Source organism: Chryseobacterium sp. C39-AII1 (assembly GCF_039672645.1).
Classification (GTDB): Bacteria; Bacteroidota; Bacteroidia; order Flavobacteriales; family Weeksellaceae; genus Chryseobacterium.
Window position 1 is genome coordinate 107,328 of sequence record NZ_JBDFPQ010000012.1, and the last position, 13,624, is coordinate 120,951.

The 13,624-nt window shown below is 34.7% G+C and carries 14 protein-coding genes and 1 other RNA gene; 8 read left to right on the forward strand and 7 right to left on the reverse strand.

The features are described from left to right. Positions 1 to 63: 63 nt before the first annotated feature. The 6 genes from ABEG63_RS16830 to ABEG63_RS16855 all read right to left on the reverse strand — a co-directional run bounded on the left by ABEG63_RS16830 (position 64) and on the right by ABEG63_RS16855 (position 6,562). Positions 64 to 657 (reverse strand): hypothetical protein, encoded by a 594-nt coding sequence (locus tag ABEG63_RS16830; protein WP_312390573.1) that lies wholly within the window; start codon positions 655 to 657, stop codon positions 64 to 66. A 34-nt stretch (positions 658 to 691) separates the two neighbouring features. Beyond that, complete coding sequence (locus ABEG63_RS16835; RefSeq protein WP_346586370.1) at positions 692 to 1,336, reverse strand: HD domain-containing protein; 645 nt, start codon at positions 1,334 to 1,336, stop codon at positions 692 to 694. Beyond that, positions 1,333 to 2,178: an alpha/beta fold hydrolase gene (locus ABEG63_RS16840; protein WP_346586372.1), complete on the reverse strand. Its 846-nt coding sequence runs from the start codon at positions 2,176 to 2,178 to the stop codon at positions 1,333 to 1,335. Before ABEG63_RS16840 ends, ABEG63_RS16835 begins: the two co-directional genes overlap by 4 nt. Before the next feature lie 89 nt (positions 2,179 to 2,267). Then, positions 2,268 to 3,155, reverse strand: coding sequence for a ribokinase (locus ABEG63_RS16845; protein WP_312390568.1), 888 nt, complete (start codon positions 3,153 to 3,155; stop codon positions 2,268 to 2,270). 87 nt (positions 3,156 to 3,242) lie between these two features. Beyond that, a complete protein-coding gene (locus ABEG63_RS16850; RefSeq protein ID WP_346586374.1) occupies positions 3,243 to 3,878 on the reverse strand; it encodes a DUF4241 domain-containing protein in 636 nt (211 codons plus the stop codon). 68 nt (positions 3,879 to 3,946) lie between these two features. Beyond that, on the reverse strand, positions 3,947 to 6,562 hold the full coding sequence (locus ABEG63_RS16855; protein WP_346586376.1) for a valine--tRNA ligase: 2,616 nt from the start codon (positions 6,560 to 6,562) through the stop codon (positions 3,947 to 3,949). 128 nt (positions 6,563 to 6,690) lie between these two features. Between ABEG63_RS16855 and ABEG63_RS16860 the strand changes: the two genes are divergently transcribed. The 3 genes from ABEG63_RS16860 (at position 6,691) to ABEG63_RS16870 (ending at position 8,545) form a co-directional block, all read left to right on the forward strand. Then, positions 6,691 to 7,152: a DUF1573 domain-containing protein gene (locus tag ABEG63_RS16860; protein WP_346586378.1), complete on the forward strand. Its 462-nt coding sequence runs from the start codon at positions 6,691 to 6,693 to the stop codon at positions 7,150 to 7,152. Positions 7,153 to 7,318: 166 nt separating this feature from the next. Then, positions 7,319 to 7,672, forward strand: coding sequence for a WG repeat-containing protein (locus ABEG63_RS16865; RefSeq protein WP_346586380.1), 354 nt, complete (start codon positions 7,319 to 7,321; stop codon positions 7,670 to 7,672). A gap of 3 nt (positions 7,673 to 7,675) precedes the next feature. After that, positions 7,676 to 8,545 (forward strand): PPK2 family polyphosphate kinase, encoded by an 870-nt coding sequence (locus ABEG63_RS16870; protein ID WP_346586382.1) that lies wholly within the window; start codon positions 7,676 to 7,678, stop codon positions 8,543 to 8,545. Between the two features lie 66 nt (positions 8,546 to 8,611). Here ABEG63_RS16870 and rnpB read toward each other — a convergent pair. Continuing rightward, positions 8,612 to 8,935: RNase P RNA component class A (rnpB, locus tag ABEG63_RS16875), an RNA gene on the reverse strand. A 287-nt stretch (positions 8,936 to 9,222) separates the two neighbouring features. On the opposite strand from rnpB, the gene ABEG63_RS16880 reads away from it, so the two are divergent. The 5 genes from ABEG63_RS16880 to ABEG63_RS16900 all read left to right on the forward strand — a co-directional run bounded on the left by ABEG63_RS16880 (position 9,223) and on the right by ABEG63_RS16900 (position 13,496). Continuing rightward, positions 9,223 to 9,585 (forward strand): helix-turn-helix transcriptional regulator, encoded by a 363-nt coding sequence (locus ABEG63_RS16880; RefSeq protein WP_267401776.1) that lies wholly within the window; start codon positions 9,223 to 9,225, stop codon positions 9,583 to 9,585. Positions 9,586 to 9,908: 323 nt separating this feature from the next. Then, positions 9,909 to 10,400 (forward strand): sigma-70 family RNA polymerase sigma factor, encoded by a 492-nt coding sequence (locus ABEG63_RS16885; protein WP_267402390.1) that lies wholly within the window; start codon positions 9,909 to 9,911, stop codon positions 10,398 to 10,400. Next, positions 10,393 to 11,067: a beta-carotene 15,15'-monooxygenase gene (locus ABEG63_RS16890; protein WP_346586384.1), complete on the forward strand. Its 675-nt coding sequence runs from the start codon at positions 10,393 to 10,395 to the stop codon at positions 11,065 to 11,067. Before ABEG63_RS16885 ends, ABEG63_RS16890 begins: the two co-directional genes overlap by 8 nt. A 59-nt stretch (positions 11,068 to 11,126) precedes the next feature. Then, positions 11,127 to 12,749, forward strand: coding sequence for an AMP-binding protein (locus tag ABEG63_RS16895; protein WP_346586385.1), 1,623 nt, complete (start codon positions 11,127 to 11,129; stop codon positions 12,747 to 12,749). Positions 12,750 to 12,983: 234 nt separating this feature from the next. Then, positions 12,984 to 13,496 carry a nitroreductase gene (locus tag ABEG63_RS16900; protein ID WP_267401782.1) on the forward strand — a complete coding sequence of 171 codons (513 nt, stop codon included), beginning with the start codon at positions 12,984 to 12,986 and terminating at the stop codon, positions 13,494 to 13,496. The last annotated feature ends 128 nt before the right edge of the window (positions 13,497 to 13,624 follow it).

The window sequence follows — 13,624 nt, forward strand, 5'->3', positions numbered from 1 at the left end:
GAAACATTATTCATTAAAACACAAAATCCCTACTTCCACTTATTCCAATCTCAACTTAGCAATTTATTTCTTTGCTCTTATCAGTAAAACTAAATTTAAGAACAGCAAAAGAAAATCCAGCGAAACCCAAATCCCTTCTTTAATATTCTCATAATTATAGGCTTCAATCTGTTTTTTAGCCTTATCTGAAAGCCTCATACTCTGATTGATATAATTCTGAACCTCAATAATCTGATCAATATTTTTATTCGGAACCGAATGCTGAGAAAAGTACACCAGATTTTTCTTTCCTAAATATCCCACAATCCAATATTCATCAGATTTATCCATTTTTAAATATTCTATTCTGTAATATTCCGGACGAATTTTTCCGATGTGCTTAGTATCTAAAATTCCATTATTATCTACATCACTTTGATTGATTACATAAAAATCCAACGGCTGTGGAAGTTTATTAACGACCTGCAAGGCCACAGAATTTTTCACAATTCCCACCGCGCTTTTCTTAATAAACCAATAAGTAAACACAGAAATTGCAAAAACCAACGTCAATACACGAAATAATTTTGCCCATTTTGCCGCATTTCCTGATTTTACTTTTGATAAAATCAAGGAAAGGACAGATGCCCAAAATATGATGAAAATAATGAATGTCATATTTTACAAAGATACAGATTTCGAGAATGCCAGATTAGTCCACATTCCATTCTTTATAAAACTGGTCGAGGAAATTCAGCATATATTGATGTCTTTCTTCAGCTATTTTTTTTCCTTCCTCAGTATTCATAAAATCTTTTAGCAGCAACAGTTTTTCATAGAAATGATTAATCGTTGTTCCGTTCGATTTTTTGTATTCTTCCTTAGACATATTCAGTTTGGGCTCGATAAAAGGATCATACATCGGATTATTTTTAAAACCTCCAAAATTGAAAGTTCTTGCAATTCCAATCGCACCAATGGCATCAATTCGATCGGCATCCTGAACAATTTGAAGTTCAATCGGCGGATTCACAGGCGCTTCTCCTCTATTTTTAAACGAAATATTTTTGATAACATACAAAACCTGCTCGATAACATTTTCCGGTGCATTCTGACCTTCTAAAAACTCTCTAGAAACCGTTAATGCAATCGTTTCATCACCATTGTGAAATTTCGGATCGGCAATATCATGAAGCAAAGCTGCCAATTCTACAACCTCTTCGTTGCATTTTTCGGTTGCCGCAATTTTTTTCGACAATTTCCAAACTCTTTCAATGTGAAACCAATCGTGTCCTGCTTCTGCACCTTCCAACTTTTCTTTTACAAATTTTACCGTATTTTCAATTATACTTTTCATTGATCTTTCAATTCATTTAAAATAATACTCCAAAGCTTTTTATTATAACTTCTAAAAAAATTCACATGTCCGATTTCACCTTTCTCAGATTCCGAAGTTTTTATCAATCGATAAGTAGGTTTAAGATTAGGATAAGTATCATTCAACAAACTTTTCACTCCTTTTTCCGTTAACCAAACATCATCTTCAGCCCGAATGACGAAAACTTTCTGCGTTAAATTTTTAGAATAATCATCAATTTTCTCCAACAGACTTTTGGTTGATTTCTTGTTTAAAATTAAGGTTCTCCAGTCATATGCGCAATTTTTCGGAAGACTTTCTCCAAGCCCAAACCAATTTCCGGGGAAATACCCTAGCAATGCGGTAGTTAAAGGTTGAGCAATTCCGAAACCGAGATAGGCTTCAACTTTTGTTCTGAATTTTAAATTTCCGACAAATGCATTTTGAGTTCCTACAAAAATCAATTCATCAAATATCTCAGAATCTTTATTCATTCCTAAAATCAGTGCGCCCACAGAATGACCTACACAATATTTTTGATACTCATTAAAATGAATCTTGATATAATCTGTTAAAGCTTTATAATCTTTCGAGCCCCAAATTCGCATCGAAGCCTTAAAACCCTTCATATTTTTTGGCTTTGAAAGCCCAATTCCGCGGTAATCATAAGTAAGAACAGTAAATCCTTGATCGGCAAAATATTGAGCAAAAGAAAAATAAATTTGTTGCTTCACACCCGTTGCCGAATTAATCAGCAATATTTTCTGATTGCTTTTTTCAGGCTTGAAAATATGAGCCGTGAGTAAAATCTGATCTTCAGTAGAAAGAATTAGTTTTTCCATAATATAAAAAGAAAAAATCCACTATAAAAGTGGAAATTTTACTTTGTATTTTATATTAAGTTTACAACTTTCGATATGTAGCAAATAGCTTAAAAGAAATCTGAAACTCTCGGAAGTCCCGTTTGAGAACCTTTTTTCTCAGCAACTCTAGATGAAACTTCGTTCCCGAATTTCACACATTCTTCAATAGAATTTTGGTGACATAATGCGACTGCAAAACCAGACGTAAAGGCATCCCCCATTCCCATTTTGTGAACCGTTTTATCACCATCATTTCGGAAATATTTCATTTCTGTTCCATCAAAATAAATTGTAGCATTGGTATCATCACGCAAGAAAACTTTGTTGAAATATTTTTTAAGAACCTCTTCTCTTTGTTCTTCACCGAAAATAATGTGCAACTCGCTACTTTTAGCAATAATAAAATCTACATTTTCAAGCACATATTCGCTTAATTTTGCTCCCGGAGAAGCATACAGTCCGATTTTTTTGCCAAATCTTTTGGTTTTTTTAACGGCATATTCTACAACATCCATCGGCGCCTCCAATTGCACTAAAACCAAATCTACTGTGTGAAAATATTTATCCGCAGCTTCTACGTGATCTTTGGTTAAATATTGATTAGCTGCCGGCACTACAACAATAGCAGCATCACCACCGGAAGTAGTAACATAAGCCGTTCCTGTAGATTCTTTGTCGGTTTCATAAACAAATCCTACGTTTACGTTTTCACTCACCATGTTTCGCATGATCTGCTGTCCCAAAGGATCCATACCAACGCAACCGATGAAATATACACTGGCTCCTAATCTTGCAGCTCCTACAGCCTGATTGGCTCCCTTTCCGCCAAAATAGCTGTCTGAATTGTAAGATAAAACCGTTTCGTTTGCTGAGGGAAGTTTTTCGGTTTCCAAAACCAAATCGATAGAGCAACTGCCTATAACGATGATTTTGGGTTGTTCTGAAGAGAATTTCATTTCCTTACTATTAGTTTTAAATTATTTTTCTGTGTTTGTGTATAAATATAAAAAACGAAATATAGTTTTAAAAAGAATTAACTTTAATTAACTAATTTCTATAAATTCAGTTACAATCTTAATAGGTGAATTATTTTTATCATACGCAATATAACTTGCATAAAAACCTTCGCCATATCCTGTTTCAAAGGCAAAAATAGTTCCAGGATGCGTTTCTGAGGGTTTTAAAAATGCATACTGATCTATCGCTCCTTTTTCATCAAAGAAATGTTCATGGAAAAATTCTTCATAAATTCCCATAAAATCAACTCCTTTGCTTTTGTATAATTTTTGTTCTAAGTCATTCAGACTATTCTGAGTATCAACGTCCATAAAGCATCCCATCCCGCTTTCCACAGGATATCCGAACACTTCTCCTTCTGCCAATTCCTTTACATTCTGTCCGGCAGTGGTTGCTAATTTCCATTCTGCAATCTCCGCATTACTGAAAATAATTTCGGCATATGCTACACAATTACTATCCTTTTCTTTGTGTAATAAAACAGAAAAATCTCCTTTAGGAAATTCTGTGGAAAAAGGCTGCATATCACTTGTAATCACAGGATCACAAGTTACCAACTTCCCACTGGAAAGATAGATTTTCCCTACTTCGAAGCTTTCCAATAATGGGCTTTCTACGAAGTTTTTTGAGAATAGTTTTTGTATGTTTTCTATATGTTTCATTCTAATTTTAGGCTAAGATTAAGACTAAGGCTGAGCTTGAAACTCAACCTTAACCTCCATCTTTAATTTTATAAACTTTTCAGCTTCTCTTCTAAGATCGCAATCTTATCAAGAGCATCTTTTTGTTTTTTACGCTCTACTTCTACAACTTCCGGTTTTGCGTTGGCAACAAATTTTTCGTTTGAAAGTTTTTTATCTACAGAAATCAAGAATCCTTTTAGGTATTTTAATTCTTCTTCTGTTTTTGTTTTTTCTTCTCCTAAATCTAAGTTTTCGCTTAAAGGAATTGAAATTTCGGTTGCACCCACCAAGAAAGTAAAGCTTGGCTTATCTGTTTTTGTTCCGAAATGAATTTCTGAAACGTTGGCCAATTTTTTAATAACCGATTCGTTTGCAAATTCTGAAGCGTTTGTATAAATTTCAGCAGCTTCTCTTGGCGAAATACCTTTTGTCTGACGGTAATTTCTTACACCCGAAATAATTTCAGATGCCGTTTCGAAGTTTTTAATAATATCTTCACTGAAAGCTTCCGCTTTTTTCTGCTGAGCAATCACCAAAGCTTCATCTGCTTTTCTTTCAGAGATCAATTGCCAGATTTCTTCTGATTGGAAAGGTAAGAATGGATGAACCTGCTTCATTAATTCTTCGAAAAGAGCAACCGTTTTGTTATAAACTTCTTTTGAAATTCCTTCACCATAATTTGGCTTGATAGCTTCAAGATAAGAACCACAGAAATCGTCCCAAATCAGTTTATAAATTAAATGTAAAGCATCAGAAATTCTGAACTTTTCAAACTGATCGTTGATTTCAGCAATCGTTTTATTTAATTTATTTTCAAACCATTCAATAGTTTCAGTTTCTGTCGTGTTTGCAGGCTTATCTTCATGATTCCACATGTTGATCAAACGGAATGCACTCCAAATTTTCGTCATGAAATTTCTTCCCTGAAGCATTAAATCTTCATCAAAAAGAAGGTCATTTCCAGCCGCAGAACTTAATAAAATTCCTACACGAACTCCATCTGCTCCGTATTTATCCATCAGTTCCAAAGGATCCGGTGAATTTCCTAAAGATTTTGACATCTTTCTTCGCTGCTTATCTCTTACAATTCCTGTGAAATAAACATTTTTGAACGGAACTTCTTTTCTATACTCTAATCCGGCCATGATCATTCTCGCAACCCAGAAGAAAATAATATCCGGACCTGTTACCAAGTCTGAAGTCGGGTAATAATAATTGATGTCTTTATTTTCAGGATCGTTTATACCATCGAAAACCGACATTGGCCACAACCATGATGAGAACCATGTATCAAGAGCGTCTTCGTCTTGTTTTAGGTTGTCAATTGTTAGTTGATCGTTGTTAGTTTTTTGTTTTGCAAGTTCTAAAGCTTCTTCAATGGTCTCGGCAACGACGAAATCATTTTCTCCATCGCCATAATAGAACGCAGGAATTTGTTGTCCCCACCAAAGCTGACGGGAAATATTCCAGTCACGGATGTTTTCCATCCAGTGTTTGTAGGTATTTTTAAACTTTTCAGGATAAAATTTAACCTCATCATCCATTACAACATCCAAAGCCGGTTTTCCCAATTCAGACATTTTTAAGAACCACTGAACAGAAACTTTAGGCTCAATAACGGCACCTGTTCTTTCTGAAGTTCCAACTTTATTTACATAATCTTCTGCTTTCAACAAAAGATCTTTTTCTTCTAATTCTTTCGCGATCTGCTTTCTTACGTCAAATCTGTTTTTTCCGGCGTAATGTAAACCATAGTCATTCAAATTTCCATCATCGTCTAAAGCATCAATCATTTGAAGATTGTGTTTTTGCCCGATTTCGTAGTCATTGATATCGTGAGCAGGAGTAATTTTCAAAGCACCAGTTCCGAATTCAATATCAACATATTCGTCTTCGATGATAGGAATGACTCTATCAACGATCGGTACGATTACTTTTTTACCTTTCAAATGAGCATATCTCTCATCATTAGGGTTGATACAAACCGCAGTATCTCCGAAAATCGTTTCAGGACGCGTTGTAGCAACCGAAAGGAACTCTTCAGAACCTTCGATTTTATATTTTAGAAAATATAATTTTCCATTTTGCTCTTTGAAGATTACTTCTTCGTCGGAAATATTGGTTTTCGCTTCCGGATCCCAGTTTACCATTCTGTAGCCACGGTAAATCAATCCTTTATTGTATAAATCAACAAAAGATTTGATAACCTGCTGAGAAAGTTTTGGTTCCATTGTGAAACGGGTTCTATCCCAATCGCAAGAACAACCTAGTTTTTTCAACTGCTCAAGGATCGTTCCTCCGTATTTATCGGTCCAATCCCAAGCATGTTTTAAGAATTCTTCGCGGGTAATATCAGATTTATTGACCCCTTCAGACTTCAGTTTAGCAACAACTTTGGCTTCAGTAGCAATTGAAGCGTGATCTGTTCCCGGAACCCAACAAGCATTAAAGCCCTGCATTCTTGCACGACGGACCAGAACATCTTGAATGGTATTATTCAGCATATGCCCCATGTGTAAGATCCCCGTAACGTTTGGCGGAGGAATTACAACAGTGTAAGGCGGCTTGTCATTGGGCTCTGAATGGAAATATTTGTTTTCCAACCAGTAATTGTACCACTTTTGTTCTGTTTCCTGTGGATTGTACTTTTCTGAAATCTGCATAAATTCTATTACTTTAATTTACAATTTGCAAAAATAGTCTAAAGAAAAAAAATTTTAAGTATGAATTAAAATAATTTTTAACTTTGTTTCTCAAAATTTATCTAACAACATATTTAACATTCAAGAATATGAAAAAATTAATCGCAGGAATTGCATTATTCGGAACCTTCGCATTGGCATCTGCACAAACTATTACTTTCGACAAGACTACGTTCGATTATGGAACTGTAAAGCCAAGTTCTGATGGTACAAGATTCTTCACGGTAACAAACACTGGTGATAAGCCTTTGGTACTTTCAAACGTAAAAGCATCTTGCGGATGTACAACTCCTGAATTCAAGACAGATCCTATTATGCCAGGAAAATCTGCTCAAATCAAAGTTGGATACAACACTGCTATCAACGGGCCTTTCAACAAAATGATTGAAGTATTTTCTAATGACCCTGCAAACAGCAGAACAGTTATTTACATCAAAGGAAATGTAGACGCTAACGCTCCTGAAGTTGCTGCTGCACCTGCAGCTCCGGTAGATGCTAAAGCTGCTAAGAAAGCTGCTAAAGCTGCAAAAAAAGTAGCTGCTGCAAAGTAAGCTCTACTCAAAAAATAAAAGAACCGTCTCGCTTGAGACGGTTTTTTTGTTACCTGCTTATGCTTAACTATCAAATAAAACATAAATTTTTACAATAAGATATTCTAAAATACAACAAATACTTATTTTTTAATATCTTTATTTACAATTAATAATCAACTTAACCATGAAATTAAAATTATCAGTCATTTTTCTATTAATTACGTCTTTTACAATTGTTGCACAAATAAAAAAGAGACAAAGGGATGACCTCTCAGCAATCAATAAAGAATGGAGAATTATTAAAACTAATGGAAGTACTTACGGAATAATTGGACAAAATGAGAAAATAATCGTTCAGCCTATTTATTCAAAGATTGAAAAATTTGGAATTTACCATCCTAACCTAGCACTAGTGAAAAATATTTCAAAAGCTTATGGGTTTATTGATAAATCAGGTAAAGAAGTAATTCCAGCACAATATGAATTAAAAGAAATTCAGTCAAACTTTTCCACGTTATACAAAAAATATGTAAAATAAAATATGAACACCAATTTTTCAGATGATTTCGAGGTAAAAGGAAAATTTTCCATCAAAAAAAACTCAACAAAATATGAAGGAAAGCTTACGAAAGAAGAAGGCATACAAATATTAATTCAGGAAAAAGAGAAACTGCGTGAGCTTCAGGAAAGATTGTATGCCGATGGGAGCCAATCTCTTTTGGTTGTGCTTCAGGCGATGGATGCAGCTGGTAAAGACAGCATGATCGAACATGTTTTTGGTGGCGTAAATCCGCAGGGCTGTAATGTAACGAGCTTTAAAACACCCAGCTCAAAGGAATATTCTCACGATTTTCTGTGGAGACATTATTTAGCTTTACCTCAAAAGGGAATGATCGGAATTTTCAACCGTTCGCATTACGAAAGTGTACTGGTTTGCAAAGTGCATCCTGAATATAATCTCAGCGAAAAAACATGGAAGTCGGTAAAAGATTTCGACAATCAATTCTGGGAAAACCGATATGAAAGCATTCGTAATTTTGAGAAACATTTAGCTCAAAACGGAACGAAAATTATTAAAATATTCCTCAACGTTTCAAAAGACGAGCAAAAGAAAAGATTGCTAGACAGAATTAAAGAAGACGACAAAAACTGGAAGTTTTCTTCAGCAGATCTTCCGGAAAGAGCGTTGTTCGATAAATATATGGAGTGCTACGAAACAGCCATCAACGAGACTTCAAAAGACGAAGCGCCTTGGTACGTACTTCCGGCAGACAATAAATGGTTTGCCAGATTAGCGGCTATTCAAATCATTATTGAAACCTTAGAAAAAATGGATCTTAAATACCCTGAGCTTTCAGAAAAAGACAGACTGGGATTACAGGAAGCGAAAAAGCAGCTGGAAAGCGAATAAATTTCATTCATAAAAAAAGCGGAGACCACCTCTCCGCTTTTATACAATAAATAAAATCTTAGCAAAATCACGAGAAAATCTATAAGCCGGATTTTGTACTTCCGAAGAAGTGCCTGTTATTTATCTACGTCTTACATTGCTGCAAAACTTGAGCTGATTACCCCTCGGCTTTCAGAGCGAGCAACTCCTATTTTCATTATTGAAAAGAACCGATATACTTATCATTGCACCACAAAGAGTTTACCTGGTTTCACTACAGCCGAACTGTACATACTTTCTGTTGCACTTGTCCTACCCTCGCGGGTGACGGATGTTATCCGCTTTGATGCTCTATGGTGTCCGGACTTTCCTACCCTTACCGAAATAAGAATCAACAAGCCGAAATTCTCGTGGCTGCAAAGATAGGAATTTGCGTGAGATAATCGGGGAATTGTGAATTTTACTTCGAAAAGTAAATTGCCAATGTATTGTAATAGTTGAAAGTACTCGCAAGCATCTAATTATTAGTCTTAATAATATAGCTATACGTTTAATTATACTCTATATAAGTATTAATCTTATAACAATTAGTTTTAAATATATTGTTTGACGTTTAAAATTACGAAAAGTATATTTTAAACATATCATGATAATATTTAAACATATAAGTATTATATTTAAACGTAAAAACACACATTATGGTCTCAAGAAAGTATTTAGAGAAAAGCAAAAATCCTCATCCGCATATTGGGCAGATGATTTTAAAATTTCTTTTTGAAAAGAAAATCACGCAGGCCGATTTGGCAAGACGACTGAATGTAAGTCCATCCACCATGGCCAGCTATTTCAGGCAACCCTCTATACAATTCGGGATTCTTTGGAATATAGGTATTGCATTGGATCATGATTTTCTTACAGAACTTACCAACTACTACCCTTCTGATTTTATTTTTAATGCTAAATCTAAATTAGTGGAAGAGTTGCGAAATAAAACCCAACAGCTTGCTGATTTGGAAAAGGAAATTGCAATTTATAAAAAGGCACTCGGGATAAAGGAGTAAAAAGTTATTGTAAACACAAATCCCACCAATTTCTTCACAAATGCCACAAGGATGTATAAAGTTTGCACACAGTTTGTCTTCCCGTAGGGATCTAGGCTAGAATCTTTCCAGTATTTTTCCTAATACTATGCTTAGATCCCTACGGGAAGACAAACGCTGTGATAAATTGTATGATGAAAAGCTGTCCGAAATAATGCTGCATTATATTTTCAAGCATCATCCCATTAGCTATTACAGCTTTCTTCCTATAAAATAATTCACAATTCCCTCATTCACCATTGACTTATTATTATTATCTTCGTACAACTTATTACACATCTACATTGGCTTCAAAGGAAAAAGAATTTGCGCAGCTTATTAAAGATAATCAGGGACTGATTATTAAGGTTTCGCGTCTTTACACCAATTCTTTGGAGGATGAGGAAGATCTTTTCCAAGAGATTGTTTTACAATTGTGGAGAAGTTATGAATCATTTAAAGGAAATTCTAAAATTTCTACGTGGATGTACCGTGTTGCCTTAAATACAGCCATTACCCTTTTCAGAAAAAAAAGTAAAAGCCTGCCGACGAATGAATTAGACATCAATCATGCTGATTTTATCGAAGATGATGATGAAAAACAACAGCAGGTATCACTTTTGTATACAGTAATAAAGACGCTGCCGAATGTGGAAAGAGCGATTGTAATGATGTATTTGGATGATTTGCCTTACAAGGATATTGCAGAAAACCTCGGAATTACCGAAGTAAATGCGCGTGTGAAAATGAACAGATTAAAGAAAACCCTTAAAGAACAGATGGAAAAATATGCCTGAATTTGATTTAGACAGCTTTAAGAAAACATGGCAGGAGCAACCTGTTCAACCGAAATACGATCACGCTGAAATACTTCAGATGCTGAATAGAAAATCACGTAATTATGTGAAATATATTTTCTGGATCAGTGTTGCGGAGTTCTTATTTTTTTCTGTGTTGGGAATTTTTTATTTTTTCCAGGGTGAAGAATCGAACAGCTTTAAGAAAATTCTGGAAAGATTAGGCGTTCAGAATACTGGAGATGTTGAAAATAATTTCGATCACGCCTATTTGGGTATAAAGATTTTGGGTCTTATAATCACTGCTTATTTTGTTTTAAAATTTTACCAAAATTATCGTAAGATTAAAATTGAAGAAAATCTTAAAGGTCTTATCACTAGAATTATTAAGTTCAAGAAAACCGTTAATGCATTTATTTTAATCAGTATTGTTCTGCTTTTGGTCTTTACGCTGATCTTTACAACCTTCATTTTCTATGCATTAAATACACAAAATATACAGCCTAATAATTCGGATGTTATCATCGTAATTATAGGAATTATTATCAGTACAATTCTTTGCGTATCATTAATTTGGTTGTATTACAGACTGGTTTACGGAATTATCATCCGAAAGCTCGATAGAAATTTAAAACAGCTAAAAGATATCGATTCCCAGGAAATTTAATGGAAAACGTAATAGTTTTAAGATTTAATCGTTAATTTTATTTAACTAAATCTTTCACTATGCCTTTATCTTATGTTTATGGGGCTTCAGATATCCCTTTATTAGGGCAAACCATCGGAGGCAACTTAAAAAATACTGTTGAAAAATATCCCAATCAGGAAGCATTAATATCTGTTCATCAAAATTATAGAGCCACCTATCAGGAATTTTATAATCAAACGACTGCCGTTGCAAAAGCGCTAATTTATTCAGGTGTAAAAGCCGGCGATCGTGTGGGAATATGGGCTGCCAATCGTTACGAGTGGGTTCTTTTACAATATGCTACTGCAAGAATCGGTGTTACTTTAGTCAATATCAACCCGGCATACAGAACCAGCGAATTGATTTTTGTGATCAATCAGTCGGAAATGTCTCATATTTTCTCTTCATTAAACTTTAAATCCAGCGATTATAAGAAAATGATTGCTGATGCAAGAGAATTTTGCACGACGTTAAAATCTGAAATTTTCTTTGATCACAATTGGGAAGAATTTTTAAACAACGGGCAAGAAATTTCCGATGATATTTTACACAGTTTTGAGGAGCACGTTCAGTTTGATGATCCTGTAAACATTCAGTATACATCGGGAACAACGGGTTTTCCTAAAGGCGTTACGCTTTCTCATCACAGTATTTTAAACAACGGATATTTTATCGGGGTAAGACTAAAATATACCGAAAAAGACAGAGTTTGTATTCCCGTTCCTTTTTATCATTGCTTCGGAATGGTAATCGGAAATATCTGCTGTACGACGCACGGTGCCTGTATGGTGATTCCTAATGACAGCTTTGATCCTGATATTACCTTAAAAGTAGTTTCTGATGAAAAATGTACGTCATTATATGGCGTTCCGACGATGTTTATCGCTGAATTGGCGGTAAAAGATTTCGATACTTTTGATTTTTCAAGTTTGAGAACGGGCGTTATGGCAGGCTCTGTTTGTCCGCCGGAAATCATGAAAAAGGTGGAAAATTTAATGAATATTAAAGAAATGAGCATCTGCTACGGAATGACGGAAACCTCTCCCGTTTCCACACAAACGATGATTGGGACACCATTTGAAAAGCAGGTAAATACAGTGGGAACCGTTCAAAATCATTTAGAAATAAAAATTATTAATGAAAACGGAAAAATCGTAGAACGCGGCGAACATGGTGAATTGTGTACACGAGGATATTCTGTGATGCTGAAATATTGGAACGATCCTGAAAACACGAAAAAAGTTCTCGACGACGCACGCTGGATGCACACCGGAGATATGGCAGTGATGGACGAAGAAGGTTATATCACGATTTCCGGAAGAATAAAAGATTTGATTATCCGTGGCGGTGAAAATATTTCGCCAAAAGAAATTGAAGATTTTTTATATACTTATCCTAATATTTTGGATGTGCAGATCATCGGAGTTCCGAGTGAAAAATTCGGGGAAGAAGTCATGGCGTGGGTAAAAGTGAGAAAAGGATTTACCATCAATGAAGAAGAACTCTTGGAATATTGCAAAGGTCAAATTGCCCATTATAAAGTCCCAAAGTACTGGAAATTTGTGGATGAATTCCCAATGACGATCTCCGGAAAAGTACGAAAAGTGGAGATGCGTGAAGTGTCGGTAAAAGAATTAGGGTTGGATAAAGTTAAGATTTAAAGTGTTTATTAAGCTTTGTCAAAGTTTAAAATTTTGACAAAGCTTAGCAAAATACGACTTGCCATTCCGAATAAAATAAAGTTCTCTAAAGAATGTACTTTATGAATAGAGATTCTTCCTTCACCAAAATAACAAACAAGTTTTAAGTTAAATTGAAATTAATGATTTAAAATCATTTAAAATTTAATTTAGAATAGTTATAAAGATTGAATTTCATATCGTAATTTTGTCTTTATGAACAAAGCAGAAACTTTAAAAGAGATCATAGAGCAAAGAAAAAGTATCTTTCCAAAAGATTATGCAGAAACAGAAATTTCTCAGGAAATTCTTGATGAAATTTTAAATTCGGCGACATTTGCTCCCAATCATAAACGTACAAAACCTTGGCGTTTTAAAATATTCAAAGGTGAAGAGAAGGCAAAACTGGCTTCAGAAATGCAGGAAATCTACAAAGCCTCTCAACCCGAACAACTTTTTTTAGAGAAAAAATACAACGACATCGGTTTTAAGATCAATAAAGCAGATGCTGTGGTTTCTATCGTTGTTAATTTCAGCGGAATGGTTCCTGAATGGGAAGAAATTGCTGCTGTTTCTATGGCGGTTCAGAATATGTATTTGACTTGTACAGCCAACGAAATCGGTTGCTACTGGAGTTCTCCGAAGATTGTAGATCATTTGAAAGAATCTTTAACGATTGAAGAAAACCAGAAATGTTTGGGATTATTTTATTTGGGTAACCTTTCTTAAATAGCCCTGATGTTCTATGTTAAATTGCAAATTATTTAGGTTAAAATTTTAAAGTTTTTTTGATAATCCGGTTGATATTTCGTCTTATTCTTCACCACTCCAAAACAGATTCTCAAAAGTTTATTACA

What these genes read in the sequence shown, in the direction of transcription:
- ABEG63_RS16865 (WP_346586380.1), top strand. Translation starts at nt 7,319, where the DNA reads ATGAAATTAAAATTATCAGTCATTTTTCTATTAATTACGTCTTTTACA.
- ABEG63_RS16895 (WP_346586385.1), top strand. Translation starts at nt 11,127, where the DNA reads ATGCCTTTATCTTATGTTTATGGGGCTTCAGATATCCCTTTATTAGGG.
- ABEG63_RS16840 (WP_346586372.1), bottom strand. Translation starts at nt 2,178, where the DNA reads ATGGAAAAACTAATTCTTTCTACTGAAGATCAGATTTTACTCACGGCT.
- ABEG63_RS16845 (WP_312390568.1), bottom strand. Translation starts at nt 3,155, where the DNA reads ATGAAATTCTCTTCAGAACAACCCAAAATCATCGTTATAGGCAGTTGC.
- ABEG63_RS16860 (WP_346586378.1), top strand. Translation starts at nt 6,691, where the DNA reads ATGAAAAAATTAATCGCAGGAATTGCATTATTCGGAACCTTCGCATTG.
- ABEG63_RS16830 (WP_312390573.1), bottom strand. Translation starts at nt 657, where the DNA reads ATGACATTCATTATTTTCATCATATTTTGGGCATCTGTCCTTTCCTTG.
- ABEG63_RS16870 (WP_346586382.1), top strand. Translation starts at nt 7,676, where the DNA reads ATGAACACCAATTTTTCAGATGATTTCGAGGTAAAAGGAAAATTTTCC.
- ABEG63_RS16880 (WP_267401776.1), top strand. Translation starts at nt 9,223, where the DNA reads ATGGTCTCAAGAAAGTATTTAGAGAAAAGCAAAAATCCTCATCCGCAT.
- ABEG63_RS16855 (WP_346586376.1), bottom strand. Translation starts at nt 6,562, where the DNA reads ATGCAGATTTCAGAAAAGTACAATCCACAGGAAACAGAACAAAAGTGG.
- ABEG63_RS16835 (WP_346586370.1), bottom strand. Translation starts at nt 1,336, where the DNA reads ATGAAAAGTATAATTGAAAATACGGTAAAATTTGTAAAAGAAAAGTTG.
- ABEG63_RS16900 (WP_267401782.1), top strand. Translation starts at nt 12,984, where the DNA reads ATGAACAAAGCAGAAACTTTAAAAGAGATCATAGAGCAAAGAAAAAGT.
- ABEG63_RS16890 (WP_346586384.1), top strand. Translation starts at nt 10,393, where the DNA reads ATGCCTGAATTTGATTTAGACAGCTTTAAGAAAACATGGCAGGAGCAA.
- ABEG63_RS16850 (WP_346586374.1), bottom strand. Translation starts at nt 3,878, where the DNA reads ATGAAACATATAGAAAACATACAAAAACTATTCTCAAAAAACTTCGTA.